General features: G+C 67.5%; 22 protein-coding genes and 1 tRNA gene. 9 read left to right on the top strand and 14 right to left on the bottom strand.

Annotated elements, in window-relative coordinates; translation table 11 throughout:
- Positions 1 to 6: 6 nt before the first annotated feature.
- On the bottom strand, positions 7 to 333 hold the full coding sequence (locus tag BAY15_RS08975) for a YerC/YecD family TrpR-related protein (protein WP_068851414.1): 327 nt from the start codon (positions 331 to 333) through the stop codon (positions 7 to 9).
- Positions 334 to 1,075: 742 nt separating this feature from the next.
- On the bottom strand, positions 1,076 to 2,473 hold the full coding sequence (gene hisS / locus BAY15_RS08970) for a histidine--tRNA ligase (protein ID WP_068851411.1): 1,398 nt from the start codon (positions 2,471 to 2,473) through the stop codon (positions 1,076 to 1,078).
- Between the two features lie 145 nt (positions 2,474 to 2,618).
- On the opposite strand from hisS, the gene BAY15_RS08965 reads away from it, so the two are divergent.
- On the top strand, positions 2,619 to 3,368 hold the full coding sequence (locus tag BAY15_RS08965; RefSeq protein WP_068851409.1) for a Crp/Fnr family transcriptional regulator: 750 nt from the start codon (positions 2,619 to 2,621) through the stop codon (positions 3,366 to 3,368).
- Positions 3,369 to 3,515: 147 nt separating this feature from the next.
- On the opposite strand, the gene thrC is transcribed toward BAY15_RS08965, so the two are convergent.
- The 6 genes from thrC to BAY15_RS08940 all read right to left on the bottom strand — a co-directional run bounded on the left by thrC (position 3,516) and on the right by BAY15_RS08940 (position 10,387).
- Positions 3,516 to 4,805 (bottom strand): threonine synthase, encoded by a 1,290-nt coding sequence (thrC, locus tag BAY15_RS08960; RefSeq protein ID WP_068851407.1) that lies wholly within the window; start codon positions 4,803 to 4,805, stop codon positions 3,516 to 3,518.
- Positions 4,806 to 4,837: 32 nt separating this feature from the next.
- Positions 4,838 to 5,752: a homoserine kinase gene (locus BAY15_RS08955; protein WP_068854634.1), complete on the bottom strand. Its 915-nt coding sequence runs from the start codon at positions 5,750 to 5,752 to the stop codon at positions 4,838 to 4,840.
- Between the two features lie 14 nt (positions 5,753 to 5,766).
- Entirely contained in the window at positions 5,767 to 8,289 is a 2,523-nt protein-coding gene (gene thrA, locus BAY15_RS08950; protein WP_068851404.1) for a bifunctional aspartate kinase/homoserine dehydrogenase I, read from the bottom strand.
- Positions 8,290 to 8,376: 87 nt separating this feature from the next.
- The gene (locus BAY15_RS19140; RefSeq protein ID WP_157771711.1) at positions 8,377 to 8,514 is read right to left on the bottom strand and encodes a hypothetical protein; all 138 of its coding nucleotides are present in this window, start codon (positions 8,512 to 8,514) and stop codon (positions 8,377 to 8,379) included.
- A gap of 125 nt (positions 8,515 to 8,639) precedes the next feature.
- Positions 8,640 to 9,587 (bottom strand): DMT family transporter, encoded by a 948-nt coding sequence (locus BAY15_RS08945; protein ID WP_068851401.1) that lies wholly within the window; start codon positions 9,585 to 9,587, stop codon positions 8,640 to 8,642.
- A gap of 74 nt (positions 9,588 to 9,661) precedes the next feature.
- The gene (locus BAY15_RS08940; RefSeq protein ID WP_068851398.1) at positions 9,662 to 10,387 is read right to left on the bottom strand and encodes a helix-turn-helix transcriptional regulator; all 726 of its coding nucleotides are present in this window, start codon (positions 10,385 to 10,387) and stop codon (positions 9,662 to 9,664) included.
- Between the two features lie 98 nt (positions 10,388 to 10,485).
- Here BAY15_RS08940 and BAY15_RS08935 point away from each other — a divergent pair, with 98 nt between their 5' ends.
- Entirely contained in the window at positions 10,486 to 11,019 is a 534-nt protein-coding gene (locus BAY15_RS08935) for a GNAT family N-acetyltransferase (protein WP_237334335.1), read from the top strand.
- A 3-nt stretch (positions 11,020 to 11,022) separates the two neighbouring features.
- Here the strand turns inward: BAY15_RS08935 and BAY15_RS08930 are convergent, their stop codons facing one another.
- The 5 genes from BAY15_RS08930 to kdsA all read right to left on the bottom strand — a co-directional run bounded on the left by BAY15_RS08930 (position 11,023) and on the right by kdsA (position 13,513).
- Positions 11,023 to 11,307, bottom strand: a complete 285-nt coding sequence (locus tag BAY15_RS08930) for a hypothetical protein (RefSeq protein ID WP_068851393.1) — start codon at positions 11,305 to 11,307, stop codon at positions 11,023 to 11,025.
- A gap of 154 nt (positions 11,308 to 11,461) precedes the next feature.
- On the bottom strand, positions 11,462 to 11,911 hold the full coding sequence (locus tag BAY15_RS08925; protein ID WP_068851386.1) for a PA2169 family four-helix-bundle protein: 450 nt from the start codon (positions 11,909 to 11,911) through the stop codon (positions 11,462 to 11,464).
- A 247-nt stretch (positions 11,912 to 12,158) separates the two neighbouring features.
- A complete protein-coding gene (locus BAY15_RS19630; RefSeq protein ID WP_255220500.1) occupies positions 12,159 to 12,281 on the bottom strand; it encodes a hypothetical protein in 123 nt (40 codons plus the stop codon).
- A gap of 186 nt (positions 12,282 to 12,467) precedes the next feature.
- Positions 12,468 to 12,544, bottom strand: a tRNA-Arg gene (locus BAY15_RS08920).
- A 123-nt stretch (positions 12,545 to 12,667) separates the two neighbouring features.
- Positions 12,668 to 13,513 carry a 3-deoxy-8-phosphooctulonate synthase gene (gene kdsA / locus BAY15_RS08915; RefSeq protein WP_068851383.1) on the bottom strand — a complete coding sequence of 282 codons (846 nt, stop codon included), beginning with the start codon at positions 13,511 to 13,513 and terminating at the stop codon, positions 12,668 to 12,670.
- A gap of 180 nt (positions 13,514 to 13,693) precedes the next feature.
- Between kdsA and amaB the strand changes: the two genes are divergently transcribed.
- From amaB to BAY15_RS08880, 7 genes are read left to right on the top strand one after another with little or no spacing between them, the layout of a single operon-like run.
- Complete coding sequence (gene amaB / locus BAY15_RS08910) at positions 13,694 to 15,226, top strand: L-piperidine-6-carboxylate dehydrogenase (RefSeq protein WP_068851381.1); 1,533 nt, start codon at positions 13,694 to 13,696, stop codon at positions 15,224 to 15,226.
- Positions 15,226 to 15,993, top strand: coding sequence for an SDR family NAD(P)-dependent oxidoreductase (locus tag BAY15_RS08905; protein ID WP_068851379.1), 768 nt, complete (start codon positions 15,226 to 15,228; stop codon positions 15,991 to 15,993). Before amaB ends, BAY15_RS08905 begins: the two co-directional genes overlap by 1 nt.
- A 51-nt stretch (positions 15,994 to 16,044) precedes the next feature.
- Positions 16,045 to 16,329, top strand: a complete 285-nt coding sequence (locus tag BAY15_RS08900) for a DUF4190 domain-containing protein (protein ID WP_068851376.1) — start codon at positions 16,045 to 16,047, stop codon at positions 16,327 to 16,329.
- A 7-nt stretch (positions 16,330 to 16,336) separates the two neighbouring features.
- On the top strand, positions 16,337 to 17,107 hold the full coding sequence (locus BAY15_RS08895) for a class I SAM-dependent methyltransferase (protein WP_068851373.1): 771 nt from the start codon (positions 16,337 to 16,339) through the stop codon (positions 17,105 to 17,107).
- A 9-nt stretch (positions 17,108 to 17,116) separates the two neighbouring features.
- On the top strand, positions 17,117 to 18,172 hold the full coding sequence (locus BAY15_RS08890) for a quinone-dependent dihydroorotate dehydrogenase (RefSeq protein WP_068851370.1): 1,056 nt from the start codon (positions 17,117 to 17,119) through the stop codon (positions 18,170 to 18,172).
- On the top strand, positions 18,169 to 19,218 hold the full coding sequence (murB, locus tag BAY15_RS08885) for a UDP-N-acetylmuramate dehydrogenase (RefSeq protein ID WP_068851367.1): 1,050 nt from the start codon (positions 18,169 to 18,171) through the stop codon (positions 19,216 to 19,218). Before BAY15_RS08890 ends, murB begins: the two co-directional genes overlap by 4 nt.
- 32 nt (positions 19,219 to 19,250) lie before the next feature.
- Complete coding sequence (locus tag BAY15_RS08880) at positions 19,251 to 20,138, top strand: DMT family transporter (RefSeq protein ID WP_068851364.1); 888 nt, start codon at positions 19,251 to 19,253, stop codon at positions 20,136 to 20,138.
- 19 nt (positions 20,139 to 20,157) lie between these two features.
- Here the strand turns inward: BAY15_RS08880 and BAY15_RS08875 are convergent, their stop codons facing one another.
- Entirely contained in the window at positions 20,158 to 21,183 is a 1,026-nt protein-coding gene (locus tag BAY15_RS08875) for a phosphotransferase enzyme family protein (protein WP_068851361.1), read from the bottom strand.
- Between the last annotated feature and the right edge of the window lie 13 nt (positions 21,184 to 21,196).

Here is a 21,196-nt window from a genome sequence, read left to right as displayed (position 1 = left end):
AGGTCTCTACTCGGATTCGGGGGCTGCAGGCGTGGCGGTCGCGGCAATGGCGGCGGCATAGCCGCCGTGGCCATGGTCCAGCGAGCGCGCCACGCGCCCGGTGGTGGTCACGCTGACACCGGTCAATTCATGGATTTCGCGATACGGCACGCCCTGCCGCAGCAGCGGCACCACCTTCCAGCGGTCGGACAGCGCCTCCAACTCGGCCGGGGTGCACAGGTCGCGCAGGAACGCAGTGACCTGCCCGGCGCTGGACAGGCCGGCGAAGGCGCCAGCCAGGCTGTCCAGGTCGGCCTGGGGATCTTTTTCACGGGGGACAGGGCGGATTTTCATCGTATCAATGTAATAGCGTGCTATTACATTAGCGCAAAAGCGGCCTGATGCCAAATCGGCTTGAGCTTTCTGGTTCCTCCGTTCAGGTTAAGGCCCTCATTCCAGCGGGGAGCGAGCTAAGCGATCCGTCGCCGGGCGCTGCCCGGCTGGCGATGGATCTGCGCGAACAGCTGGTGGCCTTTGCATGGCCCGAGCTGGGCCGGCGGGTGCGGGTATGCGGGACACGCCGTGAACCCGTCCATGGGGGCTCGTAGAAAACATCCATGTTTTCTACGGTCCCGCATACCCGCCCCCGCCGACCCTCGACGGTGTGTTGGTGGCCATGGAACGTCAAAGGCCGGGTTCGATGTTTTTCATGCGTTACCGGCCGTTGAGTTGGTAGGGTCGGTCGTAAGACGACTGCCCCGAAGCCATCCACATGCGATAACGCATGACCCGGAAACGAAGCCGCTTTCGCTGTTACCCCTGGCCACCAGCCACCCGTCGAAGGTGGGACGGGGCGGGTTTGCGGGACTGTCAAAAACATGGATGTTTTTGCCAAGCCTCCAAGGACGGATTCACGGCGTGTCCCGCAAACCCGCACCGTCCCGCCAAACCAGAGATAGCGTGCAAACAGGCTGTTCGCCTGGATGCATGGAAGCACCGGGCAACGCCCGGTGCACAGTGAAATCCCGCAATCAGACACCCAGAAACAACAACGGCACCCGAAGGTGCCGTTGTTGTCATTAGGCAGTAGAGAACATCACGCCATCGCGCGCGTCTGCTCCAGCTCCACCTGCAATGCACTGGCCAGCTCATCGCGGGCAACGTCGAACTGCTGCTCGCGCAGCAGATCCTTCACCGCCACCACGCCGCGCGCCAGCTCGTCTTCACCGGCCAGCACCACGAAGCGGATGCCTGCCTTGGCCGCGTACTGGAACTGCTTGCCGATCTTCTTCGGCTCCATCTGCACTTCCGCGTTGATCCCGCCCACGCGCAGGCGACGGGCGATATCCAGCGAATCGGCCAAGCTGTTGTCGTCCATCAGCGCCACCAGCGCGTGCACGCTGCTGTCTTCGATGCCTGCGATCAGCCCCGCCTCGCGCAGCTGCCAGAACAGGCGGGTCAGGCCGATGGAAATGCCCACGCCCGGCAGCTTGGACTTGCTGTAGTGACTGGCCAGGTCTTCGTAACGCCCGCCCGAGCAGATCGACCCGATCTGCGGGTGGTCGGTCAGCGTGGTTTCGTACACCGTGCCGGTGTAGTAATCCAGGCCGCGGGCGATCGAGAAGTTCAGGCAGTACGCGGTTTCCGGCACGCCCAGCGCCTTCACCAGCTGCAGCACCTCGCGCAGCTCAGCTACGCCCAGCTTCAGCGTCTCGCTGGCAGTGCCGTCGGCGATCAGACCGTCCAGCTGCGCCAGCGCGTCAGCGTGGCTGCTCGAGCGCACCGCCACGAACGCCAGGATCCGGTCCACCTGTTCGGCCGGGATCGCAAAGCCTTCGCCGGTCAGCGTTTCGCGCACGTAATCCGGGCCGCGCTTGTCGAGCTTGTCGACCTCGCGCAGCACCGCCATCTGGCGCTCGCCGTCGGCCACGCCGAGGCTTTCGAAGAAACCGCGCATCAGCTTGCGGTTGTTCAGCTGGACCGAGAAATCACCGATGCGCAGCTCCGCGAACACCGCATGGATGACCGCCAGCACTTCGGCGTCATAGCGCGTGCTCAGGCTGTCCTTGCCGATCACGTCGATGTCGCACTGGTAGAACTCGCGGAAGCGGCCGCGCTGGGCGCGCTCGCCGCGGTACACCCGCTGCATCTGGTAACGGCGGAACGGGAAGGTCAGGTCGTGTTCGTGCTCGGCCACGTAACGCGCCAGCGGCACGGTCAGGTCGAAGCGCAGCGCCAGCTCCGGCAGGCTCTTGTCACCCGCTTCGGCCGCATTGGCCAACGCGCCGGTCGACTGCACGAAATACACCTGGCGCTCGGTCTCGCCACCGGACTTGGTCAGCAGCACGTCGGACAGCTCGAACACCGGGGTTTCCACCGGCAGGAACCCGAACCGCTCGTAATTGCGGCGGATGACGTCCAGCATGCGCTGGAACGCGATCTGCTCGCGCGGCAGCAGTTCCATGATGCCGGGCGGCGTACGGGGCTTGATCACTTGCGGGACTCCTGCGGGGGAACTTGGGGGAAGAGCGAGCTGCATATTCTAGCCGCAGCCGGGCCGCGCGGCCTTCATCGGCCGCGTCGAACTTGGCCAACGGCCGCATGACGTATCATAGGCAGGCCCCGCTCCCTGGTTCGACATGACCCGGCCCCACTCCGGAACCGCCGTTGCCGCTGTAGAAGATCCCGCACCGGGCTGCTCGCCGCTGCGTGACTGCCTGCACTGCTCGGTGCGCCACCTGGCCGTGTGTTCGGCGCTGTCTCCCGATGAAGTCCAGGCCCTGGAACGGGTCACGGTGTCCCAGCCGCTGCCGCTGGGGGCCACCCTGGTCCGCGCTGGCGAGGCCCGCCAACATGTCTATACCTTGACCGAAGGCGCGCTGCGGCTGGTCCGTACCCTGGCAGATGGCCGCCGCCAGGTCAGCGGATTCGTGCTGCCTGGTGATTATCTCGGGCTGACCGGCAGCGACCATCACCGCTACGACATCGAAGCCATCGCCGACAGCCGGGTCTGCCGCGTGGGCCTGGCCCCGATGAAGGACCTGCGCGCCCGCTACCCGCACCTGGAGCGCAAGCTGCTGCAGCGCGCCTGCCAGGCGCTGGACGAAGCAGCCGATGCCGCGCTGGCGCTGGGCCGCCTGCAGCCTGCCGAAAAGCTGGCCGATTTCCTGCTGCGGCTGGCCGCGCGTGAAGCGCGGCTGGGCGGGGATGGGTTGCGGGTGATCCTGCCGATGGGGCGCAGCGACATTGCCGACCATCTTGGCCTGACCATGGAAACGGTGAGCCGCACATTCACCAAGCTGCGGCAGCAGGGCTTGATTGCCCTGCCCCACCTGAACACCGTGGAGATTCTGGATGAGGCTGGGTTGCAGGTGCTGTGCGGGGGCTGAGGGGTAGCTTCGGTCACCTTTAAACTCCGGCCGGGTGTGCATCAGCCGAAACAGCACGGTTTTTGATGCTTGCGCCGCGCGTTGCGCGGTGGTCGACCAACGGTCGACCCTACGAATTGCTACGTCCCAGGTTGGGATCTGGATACATCAGGACAGCAGGAATTCGCGCAGCGCCGTGTAATGCGGTGGGCAGGGTTCGGCGTGCGCGGGGCGTTCCAACAGCGCCGACAGTGCTGGCGGTACCTCGATGGGGCGGCCGATCAGCGGTTCGACCACCGATTCGAACTTGGCTGGATGTGCGGTTGCGGCGACCGCCCAATCGCCCTGCACGCCTTCGGCGCGCAGGTGTTCCAGCAGGTTCACCGCCGTGGCGGTGTGCGGGCAGAAGACCTCGCCCGCTGCCGCATGGCGCCGGGCGATCAGTTCGCGGATCGCCGCATCGTCAACCGCCTCGACGCGGAACGCCGCGCGCAGTGCATCGTCGTCTTCTTCATACAGCCAGCGCAGCCGCTCGAAGTTGCTGGGCGCGCCGACGTCCATCGCGTTGGCCAGGGTGGCTACGCTGTGCAGCGGCCGGTATCCACCGCCGTGGAAAAAGCGCGGCAGCACGTCATTGGCGTTGGTGGCCAGTGCGATCTGTCCCAGCGGCAGGCCTATCGCGCGGGCAAGTACCGCTGCCATCGCGTTGCCGAGGTTGCCGGTGGGCACCACCAGGTTCAGTACCTCGCCGGTCGCCTCATGATGGGCCAGCGCCGCGTCGGCGTAGTAGCTCATCTGGGGCAGCCATCGGCCGAGGCTGATGCTGTTGGCCGAGCTCAGGGGAACTTCTGCCTGCAGCTCGCGGTCGCTCAGGGCCTGCTTCACCATCGCCTGGCAGTCGTCGAACGAACCGGCCACGCGCAGCGCGTGGATGTTGTCGCCGAAGCAGCCCAGCTGGTGCGCCTGGCGCGGCGATACCCGGCCATCGGGATACAGCACCACCACGCGGATGCCCGGCTGGCGATGGAACGCCGCCGCGACGGCCGCGCCGGTGTCGCCCGAGGTGGCCACCACGATGGTCAGCGGGCGGGCACGGTCACGCTGGAGCTGGGCCAGGCTGGCCGCAAGGAAACGCGCGCCGAAATCCTTGAACGCGGCGGTCGGCCCATGGAACAGCTCCAACACGTGGTCGCCCGGGGTGGCCAGCGCACGCAGCGGTGCCGGGAAGTTGAAGGCCTCCGCGCACAACGTGGCCAGGTGGGGCGCGAGCGCGTCGCCGGCGAAGAACGGCGCAAGCACCACTTCGGCGTTGCGCGCCAGGCTGCCCTGCGCCTGCCAGCGCTGCGGCTGGGGTCGCTGCTGCGGAACATACAGCCCGCCATCGGGGGCCAGGCCGGCGGCGATGGCCGCACTCAGGGTGGCTGCAGGTGCGGCGTGACGGGTCGAAACGAATTGCATGGAAGATCCTGGCAGAAGAGTGGAAAGCGCGCTCACAGCAGGCATGCCCCGGGCGCGTTCAACGGCGATACCCAGCCCTGGCTGTTGAAACCAGCAACGGCAAAAGCGGCCTGCACGGCGTGTTGCGCGGCCTGCGCCGCCGCTTGGCTGCCAAACCACGCGAATACGCTGGGGCCGGCCCCCGAAATGCTGGCGCCCAGTGCACCGGCCGCCAAGGCAGCGTCGCGCGCTGCGGCGAAGCCCTCGATGAGGCCAGCGCGACGCGGTTCCACCAGCACGTCGCGCAGGCCGGCGCGCACCAGCTCGGCATCTCCGCGGAAGCAGCCGCTCAACACCAGCGCCAGGTTCGCGCTTTGCGTGACGAATTCGGACAGGTGGTAGCTGCCCTGCAGCGCCGCGCGCGCACGACGGGTTTCCAGGACGGCGTCTGGATGCACCAGCAGGCTGTACCACCCGGCGGGCACCGGGATGCTCACCAGCCGGTCCGCCGTGCTGAGCACCAACCCGCCCAGCAGCATCGGTCCGAGGTTGTCGCCATGCCGGCCGCCACTGGCCACCGCCTCACCGCTCAGCGCGAACGGATACAACGCCTCGCGCGACAGCGGCGTATCCAGCAACGCATTTGCCGCCACCAGCGCGGCCACGCACGACGCCGCCGAGCCGCCCATGCCCGAGCCCAGCGCGATGCCCTTGTCGATCTCCAGTTCGAAGCCGAACGGCAACCCAAGCGCGTCGATCATCGCCAGCAGCGCCGCCCCTGCGGTGTTGTCGGCTGACACCAGCGGCAGATCCACCGTGGTGCCGCGGATCGCGAGGATCCGCACGCCCGGCACGTCAGTGCGGCGCACGGTCACGGTGTCGCCCACGCCCGCGATGACATGGCCAAGGATGTCGAACCCCACCGCGACATTGCCCACCGATGCCGGTGAGAACGCGCGCGCCTCCAGCACGTTGTCTGGACTCACAGGCGCGCTCCTTCACCCGCCGCGACCCGCAGCACATCGGCAAACACGCCCGCAGCGGTCACTTCCGGACCCGCACCGGGGCCCTGCACCACCAGCGGGTTCTCGCAGTAGCGACGCGTGGTGAACTGCACCACATTGTCGGTCAGGCGCAGGTTGGCAAACGCATGGCCGACCGGCAGCTCCACCAGCCCCACCTGCGCCGCATCCGCCGACAACCGCGCCACGTAACGCAGCACCGCACCGCGTGCACGCGCCTGTTCCAGCCGTTCGGCGAACACGCTGTCCACCGATGCCAGCCCGCTCATGAAGTCGTCCACGCTGGCCTGGCGCAGGGCTTCGGGCACAAGGCTTTCCACGCTGACCTGTTCCAGGCTCAGTTCACGGCCGGCCTCACGCGCGAGGATGACCAGCTTGCGCGCCACATCCACGCCGGACAGATCGTCGCGCGGGTCCGGTTCGGTGTAGCCCATGCCGCGCGCCTGCGCGACCAGTTCGGAGAACGGCACCTGGCCATCGTACTTGTTGAACAGCCAGGCCAGCGTGCCGGAGAAGATGCCATCGACGGCCAGCACTTCATCACCGGTATCGACCAGGTCGCGCAACGTGGTGATCACCGGCAACCCCGCGCCGACCGTCGCTTCGTAGCGGAACCGCGCGCCGGTGGCAGCGGCCGCCTCGCGGATGGCGTGGTACCGTTGCAACGGGCCGGCGCCGGCCTGCTTGTTGGGAGTGACCACATGGATGCCGGCCGCCAGCCAGCCGGCATAGCGGTCGGCGACATCGGCACTGCCGCTGCAGTCGACGATCAAGGCGTGCGGCAGGTGCGCCGACAGCAGGTGCTCGGTGAACTGGTCCAGGTCTGTCGCCTGGGCCTGCCCGGCGAGCGCAGCGCGCCAGTCGCCCTGCACGCCCCGCGCATCCAGGTGCATGCGGCTGCGCGATGCCACCGCACGCACGCGAAGGTCCACGTTGGCGCGCGTCAGCAGGGTGGGCTGCGCGCCCAGCAACTGGTCAAGCAATGCCGCGCCCACGTTGCCAGGGCCAATCACGCCGACCGAGAAGGTCTGCGGCGACAGCCAGAACCCGGCGTGCGCCGCGCGCAGCGCCTTGGTGGCGTGGCGGCTGTCCACCGCCACCGAGATGTTGCGTTCGGAAGAGCCCTGCGCGATGGCGAGGATGTTCACCTGCGCACGTCCCAGCGATTCGAACAGGCGCGCGGCCACACCAGGCTGTCCGGCCATGCCATCGCCCACCGCCGCCAGCACGCTGACATTGTCGGTGAGCTGCACGCGCTGCACCTGGCCCAGGCTGAGTTCGTGCGCGAACGCCTGCAGCAGCGCATCGCGCGCCCGCTGCGCTTCGGCCTGGCGCACCACGCAGCAGATGGAATGTTCCGACGAGCCCTGCGAAATCATCACCACCGACACGTGCGCGTTGCGCAGCGCGGCAAACACGCGCTCGGCCGTGCCGGGCACGCCGATCAGGCCGGTGCCTTCCAGGTTCAGCAGCGCCAGCTCCGGGCTCAGGGTGAGGCCCTTGATCGGGCCGGAACTGGTGCGTTCGGCGGTGATCCGGGTACCGGGATGGTCCGGATGGAAGGTATTGCGGATGATGATCGGCAGGCCGCGCTCGATGGCGGGTGACATGGTCTGCGGGTGCACCACCTTCGCCCCGAAATAGGCGAGTTCGCAAGCCTCATCGTAGCTCAGCGCTTCCAGCTGCACGGCTTCGGGAACCACCCGCGGGTCGGCCGAAAGCACGCCGTCTACATCGGTCCAGATATGCAGCTCATCGGCGTTGAACAGCGCGGCAAAGATCGCACCGGAGTAGTCACTACCGTTGCGCCCCAGGGTGGTCACCCGGTCGCGGCGGTCGCGGGCCACGAACCCGGTGGCCACCACGCGCGCCGCCGGATGCGCGTCACGCCACACCGCCAGGCGCTGTGCGCTCTGCACCCAGTCCACGTCCACGCCGAGTTCGCCACGGTCCACCACCAGCACCTCGCGCGCATCCAGCACCGCGCAGTCCTCGCCGATGCTGCGCAGGTAGTGGCCCAGCAGATGCGCCGAATACACCTCACCCAGGCCCTGCACGCGGTCGAGTACCTCGCTGGGCAGCTCACCGATCACTGCCAGCGCGCCCAGCACCTCGGCCAGATGGTCGAAGCGCGCATCCAGCCATTCCACAGTGTCGCCTGCATGCTCGCCCAGCAGCGCAACGGCGGCACCGCGATGGCGGGCGCGCAGTGTATGCCAGTCGTCGCGCCACTGCGGCGCGCTGTCGGCAGCGGCACCGGCCAGCGCGATCAGCGCATCGGTCACGCCCTTCATCGCCGATACCACGGTGACCTGCACCGCTTCGTCTCGGGCCAGCAGCAGCTGGGCCACGTGGCGATAGCGGTCGGCGTCGGCCACGGAGGTGCCGCCGAACTTGTGCACGACCGTCGAGGTGGCCGCGCGCAGCGGCGCGGAGGAGGCAGGCGATGCAGCGGCATCGGGTGAAGCGGCGACAGAAGACATGCTGACCTCGATTCGAGGCCCCGCGTCATTCAGGCTGAAGGAGATCCCCCGCAACCTGATCTGGTGCGGGGCCGTTGTTTTCGGAAATTACGCGAAGACGACGGGCCGCACCAGGCGAGTGGTGACGGTGGTAATGGTGGTGGTACCGGTGGCCAGGGCACCGCTGCGCATGCCGCCGGTGAGGGCGGTGGAGCGAAGCGTGACGGTGGCGGCGGCAAGGACCATGGATCAAGAAAACTACGCCGACCGGGTGCTTGTCAAGTGTTGCACCGCAAAAAGTCAAACGCGACGAACAGCAGACATCGTCGGCCAAAAAGTTGCGAATGTGACCATCCAGGCCGCGCAATGGATCAGCCGGCGTGCTCGGCCACCGCGCGTGGCGGCCGGTGTGCATGCGCGCACAACAGCACCCCGGAGACCAGGCAGACGATCGCCAGCGATTCCATCAGGGTCGGCCAGCGTCGCTGCCAGCCGAATCCGTACAGCAGCGCGAACAGCGTCTCGAACACGATCATCTGCCCGGTCAGGGTCAGCGGCAGGTTGCGGCTGGCCCGGTTCCAACAGGCGTTGCCGAACACCGAGGCAACCACGGCCACGCCCGCGCTGATGACCCAGAACCACATCCAGTCGGCTGGCGCGTGCGCGGGGCTTGGGACGACAAACGCGCTGGGCACCAGCAGCAGCGCCAGTGCACCGGTGGCCACGCCGGTCAACAAGGACCAGTCGTGGCCGGAAATGTCCGGGCGCCGCGCCAGCCAGCGGCTGTTGCCGATGGAGTACAGCGCCCACGAAAACAGCGCACCAAACGCGCACAGCAGGCCCAGCAGGCGCTGGTAGGCCGAGCCCTGCGCATGCTCGGACTGCAGCGCTTCATATCCCACCATTGCCACGCCGAGCAGGCACAGCGCCAACGCCGGTGCCAACTGGCGCAGCGGCACCGCGCCCTGCTCGCGCACGCCAACCAGCGTCACCACCACCGGAATCAGCCCCACGATCAGCGAGGCGGCCGCGCCACCAGCCCACTGCACGGCGCGCGCCAGCAACACGAAGTACACCAGGTTGCCGGCAAGGCTCAGCCACAGCAGACCGCGCCACTCGGCCATGCCGATGCGCTGGCGCAGCTCCCGCCAGCGCGGCGCCAGCAGCACCACGGCGATCAGGCCGTAGACCAGGTAGCGACCGGCAGAGAGTTGCACGGCACTGAAGTGGCTGAGCACCGCCGGGGCCAGGAACACCACGCCCCATAGCGCACCCGCGGCAATGCCATTGGCGATACCTACGCCCATCGAACGATTCATCAACACCTGCGCGCATGCAGCAGAAAGACGCGGCAGTGTAAGCGCGTGCAGGCGCGCGTTATTGACCCAGGCTACTACAGGGGCCGGTGGCGACGACGATACTCGGCCGGCGTCATCCCCCACTCCCTGCGCAGGGCGCGGGTCAGCGCGCTCTGCTCGGAATAGCCGGCGTGCTGGGCGATGTCGGCGATGGCGTTGTCGCTGTCGGCCAGGCGTGCGCGTGCCCAACGAAGGCGGCTGGCGCTGAGCCATGCCTGTGGGCTGAGTGCGAATGCCTCCCGGAACAAAGCATGCAGCCGGCTGGCGCTGACCCCCACCGCTGCCGCCATGCGTTCGACCGGCCAGGCCTCCCCGGGCGATCGCTCCACCCGCGCGCACACCGCCTGCAGCCGAGTGGCACTGCCGGACAGCGAAAACGCCTGCAACAGCGTGGGCAGTTCCCGTTGCACCGTAGCGGCATCCATCTGCGGCCGGGCCGTTGCGCCGACGCGCTGCGCCATGGCCCGGACAGGTGCCGGCAACGCCAGCACCGGCTGCCGCCTGAGCCGGTCCAGCGTGTCGTCGTCGAACAACGCAGCGGGGCAATCCACGATCAGGAAGCGGTCATCCTCGCCCGCCGCCTGCGCATGGCCGGCCATGGGTGCCACGAACGCGCCCTGCAGCCGGTCCAACCGCGCGCCCCGCCCTTCCAGTTCGAACGCCAATTCGCCGCGCAACGGCACCACCCACTGCGCGAACGCATGCTGGTCCACGTTCGACGAAGGTCCGTAGCGACGAATGTTGAAGGCAGGTGAAGACATCACAGAATGACCCGATCGGACCGTAGCGAGTCTGCGCGCGGTTGCCAAAAGCTGCAACGCGTCACGGCAAGGGCCGGTGGGAGGGGTGGTATAACGGCATGGCAGGTTCGCGCAATGCCGTCGCCCAGTACAGGGAGTACTCGATGCCGTTCATCACCTTAAGCCAGGCCCCGCACCTGTTGCCCGATGTCGCGCGTTGGTACTTCGACACCTGGGGGCATCGAACGCCCGGGGCGACCCTGGAAGACGAACAGCAGCGCCTTGAAGTGTTCCTGCACGACAACGAGCTGCCCATGCTGCTGATTGCGATGCAGGATGACGTGCCGGTGGCCGCTGCGCAGCTGAAGTTCCACGAGCGCACCGAACGGCCCGAGCGCCTGCACTGGCTGGGCGGCGTGTTCGTACACGAAGCGCATCGCGGACAGGACCTGGCCGCACGCCTGATAGAAACACTGATGGCGCGCGCGAAAGGCTACGGCGTACGTGAAGTGTTCCTGCAGACCGAACGCGACGACGGCGGCCTGTATGCCCGGCTGGGCTGGGAACCGCTGGAGCGGCAGACCCATCGCACCGGTGTGCCGGTGCGGGTCATGCGCAGGGTGCTGCCACTGACGGGCAAGCCGCCGGCGTGAACCTCAGCGGAAGCGCACCGGCTGCGGCGCTGGGCGATCGGCAAGCGAGCCCATGGTGAAGGTATAACCGGCTTTTTCCAGCAGCTCCCGCATGCGCAGCTCGGCCCGCTTCGGGTAGGCCAGCGAAGTGGGAGCGTGCAGCGCATAGGCGGTCGAGCGGCCGTCCGTATCGCGGGTCACCGACGACTGGTTCGTCTCGCACGCATTGGACCAGAGGTCCTTGAGAACGCCAGGACCGATGGACTGGTTATTGCCAAGACGAAGCGTGAGCCAACGCATGTGTTCCATGAGCAATTCCGCCGGTAACTGTGATCGAGTATGCACCATATCCGACAGGGCCGTACGCGGGTGTGTGGAGTCGCTTTGCCGGCCGATACGCAGACGCCCCGGCTGAACCGGGGCGTCTGCTTAACGGAGGGGCGACCGGGGTCGCCGCGACCGGTTAGTGCTTCATGGCGTGCTTGCGGTTACGCATCACGTCGTGGGTTTCCTGGACCAGCGGCAGCAGGCGGCTGACTTCCGCGCGGGCGGCCGGCGGGGTGTCGCCGTCGGTCAGGGTGTCCTTGAACGCCTTCAGCAGGCGATCTTCGGATTCCTCGAGTTCGGCAACGTAGCCGTACTGGGTATCGCCCAGCGTGGCGCGGACCTTGCCGTAGAACTGCTGCATCGAGCCCACCACGGTGCCATGCTCGGCCGGCTTGGCGCCGGTGGCGGCAACGGTGCTGCTCAGCGAGGTGACAATCTGCGACTTGACGCCGGCAATCTTGGTAAACAGCGCGGACAGCTCAGCATCTTTTACCTTGTCGGCCGCTTCGGTGTAGAAGTCCTGGCCATCGCGGGCAATCTCGATGATGTCGTTGAGGGTATGCGCGGTCTTGGATTCGGTGCTCACTGATTTCTACTCCTGAAAGAATTTCGTGTTGACCCGTGTCGGGGTGAGTCCACTTTTCCGCAACTGCAATGAAGTCGGCGTGACCTTTGAGCCCTTGGAAAATACGGCGTTAAGTGATGTCTGCGCTATGGAAAGCCCGCGTTGTCGTGACGTGTTCGCACCGCGACAGCGCCATCACATTGGCGAGCAACTCATCCTCGCCAAAAAAAAACGCCGCGTTGAAAGCGGCGTCTCAGCAACAAGCGTGTCATTCCTGGCGGGAAGGAACCGGCGCCTCCAGCGGCGGCTCCGCCGGTGGAGGATCGCCTTCGGGCGGCGCTTCGCTGGGTGGCTCGGTGACCGGCGGCTCGCGCAGAGGCGGCTCTTCCATCGGCGGCTCCGGTGCAGCAGGAGACGGCTCGGGCGCAGGCACCTGAGCAACGGGTTGCCACGGAAATTCGAGACGGTTGTCCAAGGTCGACATGGGGGTTCCTTCGGTGGCGTCGAAGCAACCCTGACAGGTGGTTCGTCAATGGACAGCGAGGGAAGCGTGCAGACAGCGTCCTGCGGGACGTGATGGTGACCCCGGCCCGATTCGAACGGGCGACCTTCCCCTTAGGAGGGGGACGCTCTATCCAGCTGAGCTACGGGGCCGTGTGCCGGCCAGGCGTGCAGCTTGGCTGCAGGCTGCATGCACCTTGCGTGCATGCAGCGGTGAAGGATACCGGTATTCAGCGACAGGACCAAGGCCGATGGCGCCGCACGGGTACGCCCGGATCAGCGGATTTCCAGCTCCGCGAAGCCCTTGACCAGCTCGTCCACGGCCTTGATCTGGGCCAGGAACGGTTCCAGCGCGCTCAGCGGCAGGGCGCTGGGGCCGTCGCAACGGGCATGGTCCGGGTCGCGGTGCGCTTCCAGGAACAGGCCGGCCAGGCCCAGCGCCATGCCCGAACGGGCCAGTTCGGCCACCTGGCGGCGGCGGCCACCGGACGCTTCGCTGCCGGCATCGCGGCGCTGCAGGCTGTGGGTGACGTCGAAGATCGCCGGCAGCCCCCCGGTGGATTCAATCATCTCGCGGAAGCCCAGCATGTCCACGACCAGGTTGTCGTAGCCGAACTGCGAACCGCGTTCGCACAGGATGATGTTCTCGTTGCCGGCTTCGCGGATCTTGGACACGATGTGCTTGATCTGCGTGGGGCTGAGGAACTGCGGCTTCTTGATGTTCACGGCACGGCCGGTCTGGGCGATGGCCACCACCAGGTCGGTCTGGCGGGCCAGGAACGCCGGAATCTGCAGCACGTCGACCACGTCGGCCACCGGGGCGGCCTGGGCCACTTCGTGCACGTCGGTGATCACCGGCACGCCGAGCTGGCGCTTCACTTCCTCGAAGATGCGCAGCCCTTCGTCCAGGCCCACGCCACGGTAGGAATGGATCGAAGAGCGGTTGGCCTTGTCGAACGAGGCCTTGAACACGTACGGGATGCCCAGCTTGGCCGTGACCTTGGTGAAGTGTTCGGCCGCGTGCAGGGTCGAATCGAGGTCTTCGAGCACATTCAGGCCGCCAAACAGCACGAACGGGAGACGGTTCCCGACGACCACGCCTTCTGCAACGGTAACGTTCATTCAGATTCCTGGGGGGCGAACAATGGTGTCCATTCTAGCGGCCGCCGCGACCGGACGGGCGGCGCCGTGTGGCGCTGCGGCAATGCCGGCTGGGCGCTCCTGATAGAATGGCGGGTCTGCACGCCGCACCCCCCACCCTGCCAGCGGCTGCGCCCTTTTCGATCCGCAACAGGAGTTTGCATGTCCTCTGACCTGCTCAAGGCGCTCGGCCTCGACGCGACCAACGCTGGCACCTACCTCGGCAACGGCGAGTGGTCGTCGGCCACCAGCGCGGGCGTGATCACCTCGGTCAACCCGACCACCGGCGAGGCCATCGCCCAGGTGCACGCCACCACCGACGCCGACTACGAAACCATCGTGGCCCGTGCCCAGGAAGCCTTCAAGGTGTGGCGCACCACCCCGGCCCCGCGCCGTGGCGAAGCCGTTCGCCTGTGCGGCGAAGCGCTGCGCGCCAACAAGGATGCGCTGGGTTCGCTGGTTGCGCTGGAAATGGGCAAGAGCAAGCCGGAAGGCGACGGTGAAGTGCAGGAGATGATCGACATCGCCGACTTCGCCGTGGGCCAGAGCCGCATGCTGTACGGCTACACCATGCATTCCGAGCGCCCCGGCCACCGCATGTACGAGCAGTACCAGCCGCTGGGCCTGGTCGGCATCATCAGCGCGTTCAACTTCCCGGTCGCCGTGTGGGCATGGAACTCGTTCCTGGCCGCGATCTGCGGTGATGTGTGCCTGTGGAAGCCGTCCAACAAGACGCCGCTGACCGCCATCGCGTCCATGCGCATCTGCAACGAAGCGCTGCGTGGCGCCGGCTTCCCGGACATCTTCTTCCTGGTCAACGACGCCGGCACCGAGCTGTCGCAGAAGCTGGTGGCCGACAAGCGCGTGCCGCTGATCAGCTTCACCGGTTCGACCCAGGTCGGCCGCCAGGTCGCCGAAAAGGTTGCCCACCGCCTGGGCCGCTGCCTGCTGGAACTGGGCGGCAACAACGCCATCATCCTGGACGAGAGCGCGGACCTGAAGCTGGCCATCCCGGGCATCGTATTTGGTGCGGTCGGCACTGCCGGCCAGCGCTGCACCACCACGCGCCGCCTGATCGTGCATGAATCCATCTACGACAACGTGCTGGCCACGCTGGTCAAGGCGTACAAGCAGGTGGAGGGCAAGATCGGCGATCCGACCGATGCGGCCAACCTGATGGGCCCGCTCAACAGCGACAGCGCCGTGCAGCAGTTCCTGGCCTCGATCGAAAAGGCCAAGGCCAGCGGCGGCACCATCGAAACCGGCGGTACCCGCATCGACCGCGCCGGCAACTTCGTGCTGCCGGCCATTGTCACCGGGCTGAAGAACAGCGACGAAGTGGTGCAGCACGAAACCTTCGCGCCGATCCTGTACGTGATGAAGTACGGCACCCTGGACGAAGCCATCGACATGCAGAACGGCGTGCCGCAGGGCCTGTCTTCGTCGATCTTCACCCAGAACCTGAAGGTGGCCGAGCGTTTCCTGTCGGCAGCCGGTTCGGACTGCGGCATCGCCAACGTCAACATCGGCACCTCCGGTGCGGAAATCGGCGGCGCGTTCGGCGGCGAGAAGGACACCGGCGGTGGCCGTGAGTCCGGTTCGGATGCATGGAAGGTCTACATGCGCCGACAGACCAACACCATCAACTACTCCGATTCGCTGCCGCTGGCCCAGGGCATCAAGTTCGACCTGTGATGGTTGAATGCCCCAGCCTGGATTACACCGGCCGCCGCGTACTGGTGGCCGGTGGCAGCAAAGGCATCGGCCGCGCGATGGCGCTGGCCTTTGCCGCTGCCGGTGCCCGTGTCTCGGTGTGCGCCCGCGGCGAACCCGGCCTGGCCGCACTGCGCGATGACGCCGCTGCCCAGGGACTGTCGCTGCACACCGCGGTGGCCGATCTTTCACGCCTGGCCGATATCGAGCACTGGCTGGCCAGTGCCGCCGATGCCCTCGGCGGTATCGATGTGCTGATCAACAACGCCACCGGCTACGGCATGACCGACGATGAAGCCGGCTGGGAAGCCAGCCTCGGCGTCGACCTGATGTCGGCGGTGCGTGCCTCCCGCCTCGCCCTGCCCTGGCTGAAGCAGTCGGCCGAGGCCTGCATCCTCAACCTGGCCTCGATCGCCGCCCAGCAGCCGCGCCCCGGCGCCGCCCCGTATGGCGCCGCCAAGGCCGCACTGATGCACTACACCACCTCGCAGGCGCTGGCGCTCGCCCCGCACCGGATCCGGGTGAATGCCATTGCCCCGGGCTCGATCGAGTTCGAGGACGGGCTGTGGGCACGCCGGCGCGAGCAGGACCCCGACCTCTACCACGGCACCCTGGCCAGGATCCCGTTCGGCCGCTTCGGGCAGCCGCAGGAAATCGCCGATGCCGCCCTGTTCCTGTGCTCGCCGATGGCCCGCTGGATCACCGGGCATACCTTGAATGTCGATGGCGGCCAGGTCCTGATGGGATAAACCCGTCGCTGGCCCTATGATTCCCTTGTCCCACCTTCCCCCAGGAGCCGCATGAGCCTCCCGCCCCGCCAGACCAGCGCCATGGCCCTGATCAGCCTGATCGCCGGCATCCTCGGCTGGACCGCCCTTCCCTTCCTGGGCAGCGTGGTCGCCATCGTCACCGGGCACATGGCCCGCGCCGAAATCCGCCGCCGCCCGCTGGAACTGGAAGGCGATGGACTGGCATTGGCCGGCCTGATCATGGGCTGGGTGGTGGTGATCGGCAGCCTGCTGGCGCTGCTGGCCATCGTGCTGTTCTTCGGCGGGCTGGCCTGGTTCGTCTCCCTGCAATCGTGAGGTGCCCATGAGCGGATCGGACGCAACCGGACGTTTCAGCAACCGCGTAGCGGATTACGTCCGCTACCGTCCCGACTACCCACCGGCGCTGCTGGACTGGGTGCATGGCGAGATGGGCGTGCCCACCGAAACCCTGGTCGCCGACATCGGCGCCGGCACCGGCATCTCCACACGCCTGTTCCTGGCCACCGGGCATCCGGTGATCGCGGTGGAACCCAATGCGCCGATGCGCGAGGCGGCCGAGAAGCTGCTGGCCGCCGAGTACCTGCGCCTGAAGCTGGTGGACGGCACCGCCGAAGCCACCACGCTGGCCGACGACAGCGTCGGCCTGGTCGCAGCGGCGCAGGCCTTCCACTGGTTCGACACCGATGCGGTGCGCACGGAATGGAAGCGCATCCTGCACCCGCAGGGCCTTGCGCTGGTGTTCTGGAACTCGCGCCTGCTCGACGCCTCGCCGTTCCTGGTCGGCTACGAACAACTGCTGCTGGAGTTCGGTACCGATTACACCCAGGTGGCCGAGCGCTACCAGGACGACGATGCCATGCGCGCGTGGTTCGGCCCGGGCCTGCGCGGCACCGCCCGGTTCCCGAACGCGCAGTACATGGATGCCGACGGCCTGCGTGGCCGCCTGCTGTCGTCGTCCTATGCCCCGCCGCCGGGCCACCCGCGCCACGCCCCCATGCTGGAGGCGCTGCAGCAGCTGTTCGATGCGCACGCGGTCGATGGCAAAATCGCTTTTGAATACCAAACCCGTGCCTTCATCGGCACGCTGGACTGACTGGACGCCATGTACTCGCTTGCCCGACCCTTCCTGTTTTCCCTGGACGCCGAACGCGCCCATGGCCTGGGCCTGAGTGCGCTGGACCTCGCCTACCGTACCGGCACCACGCCGCTGCTGGCACGCCGCCCGGCCCCGTTGCCGACCAACGTGTTCGGGCTGAACTTCCCCAACCCGGTCGGCCTGGGCGCCGGCCTGGACAAGAACGGCGAGCACATCGACGCGCTGTTCGCGCTGGGCTTCGGGTTCGTGGAGATCGGCACCATCACGCCGCGGCCGCAGGAAGGCAATCCCAAGCCGCGCCTGTTCCGGCTGCCCGCCCACCAAGCGATCATCAACCGCATGGGTTTCAACAACCTCGGCGTGGATGCACTGGTGCGCAATGTTGAACGCGCGCAGCGCCGCAGTGGCCTGCTTGGCATCAACATCGGCAAGAACAAGGACACTCCCAACGAGCAGGCGTTCGACGATTACCAGCACTGCCTGCAGAAAGTGTACCCGCTGGCCGATTACATCACCGTCAACATCTCTTCGCCCAACACCGCCGGCCTGCGTGAACTGCAGGAAGAAACCGCGCTGCGCCAGCTGGTCTCGCAGCTGCGCGAAAGCCAGGAAGCGCTGGCGGCCAAGCATGGCAAGCGCGTTCCGATGCTGGTCAAGGTCGCCCCGGACCTGAGCGACCGCGACATCGATGCCGCAGCGCGCGTGCTGGGCGAATTGAAGGTGGACGGAGTGATCGCCACCAACACCACCATTGACCGCAGTTCGGTTGCCGCCGACCAGCATGCCAGCGAAGCCGGCGGCCTATCCGGTGCGCCGCTGCTGGGCCAGTCCACCCTGGTGCTGCGCCGCCTGCGCGCGCGCCTGCCCGAATCCACCCCGTTGATCGGCGTCGGCGGCATCCTGTCCGGTGCCGATGCCGTGGCCAAGATGGCTGCTGGCGCCGCGCTGGTGCAGTGCTACAGCGGCCTGATCTTCCGCGGCCCGGCGCTGGTGCACGACTGCGTGGAGGCGATCCGCCGACGCCGCGAAGCACCGAGCCGTGGCGCGGTGGCCCCCCTATGAGTACTGCAATGCCTGCCTGGTCACTGACCGAAAACGCCTCCCTGAAGGCGCTCAACACCTTCCACGTCGACGCGGTTGCCGAGCAGCTGCTGGAGCTGCACGACGCGGCCCTGCTGCCCGATGTGCTGGCCCTGCCCCAGGTCGCCGGCCACCCGCTGCTGGTACTGGGCAGCGGCAGCAACGTGCTGATCGCCGACGACGTGCCCGGCACCGTACTGGTATTCGCCAACCGCTCGATCGAAGTGCTGGAACACCGCGCCGACCACACCGTGGTGCGTGCCGGCGCCGGCGTGAACTGGCATGGGCTGGTGATGTGGTCGCTGCAGAACGGCCTGTCCGGGCTGGAGAACCTGGCGCTGATTCCCGGCACGGCCGGTGCGGCCCCGATCCAGAACATCGGCGCCTATGGCGTGCAGGTCGATGAGTTCATCCAGGCGGTGGAAGCGTGGGACCGCCAGAACAACGAATGGGTGCGGCTGGATGCCGACGCGTGCGCCTTCAGCTATCGCGACAGCGTCTTCAAGCACGATGCGGACCGCTACCTGATCAGCGCCATCGAACTGCGTCTGCCTCTGTTGCATGCCCTGCGCCTGGGCTATGCAGGCATTGCCGAGGAAATGCAGGCGATGGGCGTGGAGCTGCCGGTGGCCGCCGACGTGGCCAATGCGGTGATCGCCATCCGCCGGCGCAAGCTGCCCGACCCGGATGTGCTGGGCAATGCCGGCAGCTTCTTCAAGAACCCGGTGCTGCCGCTGGAACAGGTGGAGGTGCTGCTGCAGCACTTCCCCGGCCTGCCGGTGTACCCGGCCGACCAGGACGACCGGCGCAAGCTCTCGGCCGCCTGGATGATCGAAGCCTGCGGCTGGAAGGGCTTCCGCGAAGGCGATGCCGGCGTGGCGCCCCAGCATGCCCTGGTGCTGGTCAACCACGGCGACGCCACCGGTGCCGAACTGCTCGCGCTGGCGCGGCGCATTTCCGCCTCGGTGCTGGAGAAATTCGGCGTTCCCATCGAACCGGAGCCGCGCCTGATCGGCGCACAGTGGTGACCGTCCAGCTTGCCCTTCCCGCGCCGACACCGATGCGTGCGGCGCTGCTGATGCTGGGCAGTACCCTGGCCTTCGGGTTGATGGCCGTGGCGATCCGCTATGCCACCCGCTACGTGCCCACCCAGGAAGTGGCGTTCTTCCGCAACGCGTTCGGCCTGCTGGCGCTGCTGCCGTTCCTGTTGCGCCCGGGCAGCTCGCCGTTCCGCACGACACAGTTGCCCCGCTATTTCGTGCGCAGCCTGATCGGGCTGGCCTCGATGCTCTGTGCGTTCTGGGCCATCGGCCACCTGCCGATGTCGCAGGCGATCTCGCTGTCGTACTCCACGCCCCTGTTCGTCACCATCGCAGCCGTGCTGTTCCTTGGCGAGAAGGTACGCGCGCGCCGTTGGGCGGCCGTGGTCTGTGGCTTCATCGGGGTTCTGATCATCGTTCGCCCCGGCGCCGCCACCTTCAGCCCGGGCGTGCTGGTGGCGGTGCTGGCCGCCGTGCTGAGTTCGCTGGTTGCCATCCAGATCAAGCAGCTGACCCGCGTGGACGGGGCCGACACCGTGGTGTTCTACACCTACGTGTTCTGGGTACCGCTGTCGCTGGTGCCTGCCCTGTTCGGCTGGGTATGGCCCAGCGGCGTTGCGTGGGCCTGGCTGGCCGCTACCGGCGTGCTGGGCACGTTGGGCCAGCTGTTATGGACCCGCGCGTTGCGGTTGGGCGAAGTCTCGGCGCTGACCCCGATCAGCTTCATGCAGCTGCCGCTGGTCAGCCTGCTGGGCTGGCTGCTGTTCAATGAAACGCTGGACCGCTGGACCGTCATCGGGGCGGGCATCATTCTTGCCGCCAATGCCTACATCGCGCACCGCGAGGCGGTACTGGTGCGGCGCGCGGCATCCGAAGCCGCCACGGCCGGCGCCAAGCCGGGCGAGTAAGCACGGTCGGCGACCCGCGCTACGCCACGGCAGCCCAACTGCGGGCAGCCGCGTCGATCACGTTGCCCGGCGCGAACTGCTCCTCCATGAAACGCAACGCCTGGCGGCGCTGGCTGGGCGGACGCGAGGCCGCACCCGGCTCCAGCAGCAGGTCGTGAAACTCCTGCAGGTCGTGCAGGATCCGCCAGTGGCGGTAGTACGCCAGCCGGACCGGATCCAACGCCACCGCGCCATAGCCTTCGCGGAACCGCGGCGGATCATCGCGTCCCCAGCGACCGCCCACGCCTGCGCCGACGAACATCAGGTCGCGCTCGCGCGGCGCCAGCACCATGTCGTCCCAGTCGATCAGGTGCAGCCCGCCATCGGCGCGCAGCAACAGATTGCCGGCGTGCAGGTCGCCATGGCACAACCCCCGTGACCAGCGCTGCCCGGCAAGGCGCTCACGCAGCGCCATGCAGTGCTGCCAGACCTCGACCACCCGCGCCTGCCGCTGCCGCCAGACCCGCCGGTACTCCTCTGCCAGGGCATCGGGAATGGGCCAACGCTCATCACCGCGCTGCAGCCACGAACCTACCCGCTCCACCGCGGTGTCATCGTCGAAACCCGGTTGCGCAAGACCGGACGCCAACCGGGCCGGCAACGCGGTGTCATGCACCTGGCGCAACACCTGGCCCAGCCGGTGCCACTGCGCCTGCGACAGGGCCACTTCGAACCCCGACTCGCCCTCCACATAGGCAAACAGCGTCCACTGCAGGCCCTCGGCGTACGTGGCCGGGGCACCATCAAGCGCGGGCTGCGGGGCCACCACCTCGTCCAGGCCGAGCGCGCAGCGCAAATGCTGCATGACCTCCCACACGGCATCGGCCACGGCATAGCGGCGGCACTTCAACCACCAGCGCGTGCCGTCATCGGAGGTCACCTGGTACACCGTGGCGCCCGCATCGGCACCCGCCGGCCGTTGCACGACATGGCTGACCTGCAGGCCGTAGGCCTGGGCCAGCACGGCGCCGATCTGCGACGAAGACAAATCCTGTGGATGCAGCATCAACTCCGCCGTG

The sequence above is a fragment of the Stenotrophomonas rhizophila genome (genome assembly GCF_001704155.1).
Lineage (GTDB): Bacteria > Pseudomonadota > Gammaproteobacteria > Xanthomonadales > Xanthomonadaceae > Stenotrophomonas > Stenotrophomonas rhizophila_A.
The sequence above is the reverse complement of the archived record's forward strand: the minus strand, read 5'-3'. Positions and strand labels throughout refer to the sequence as shown.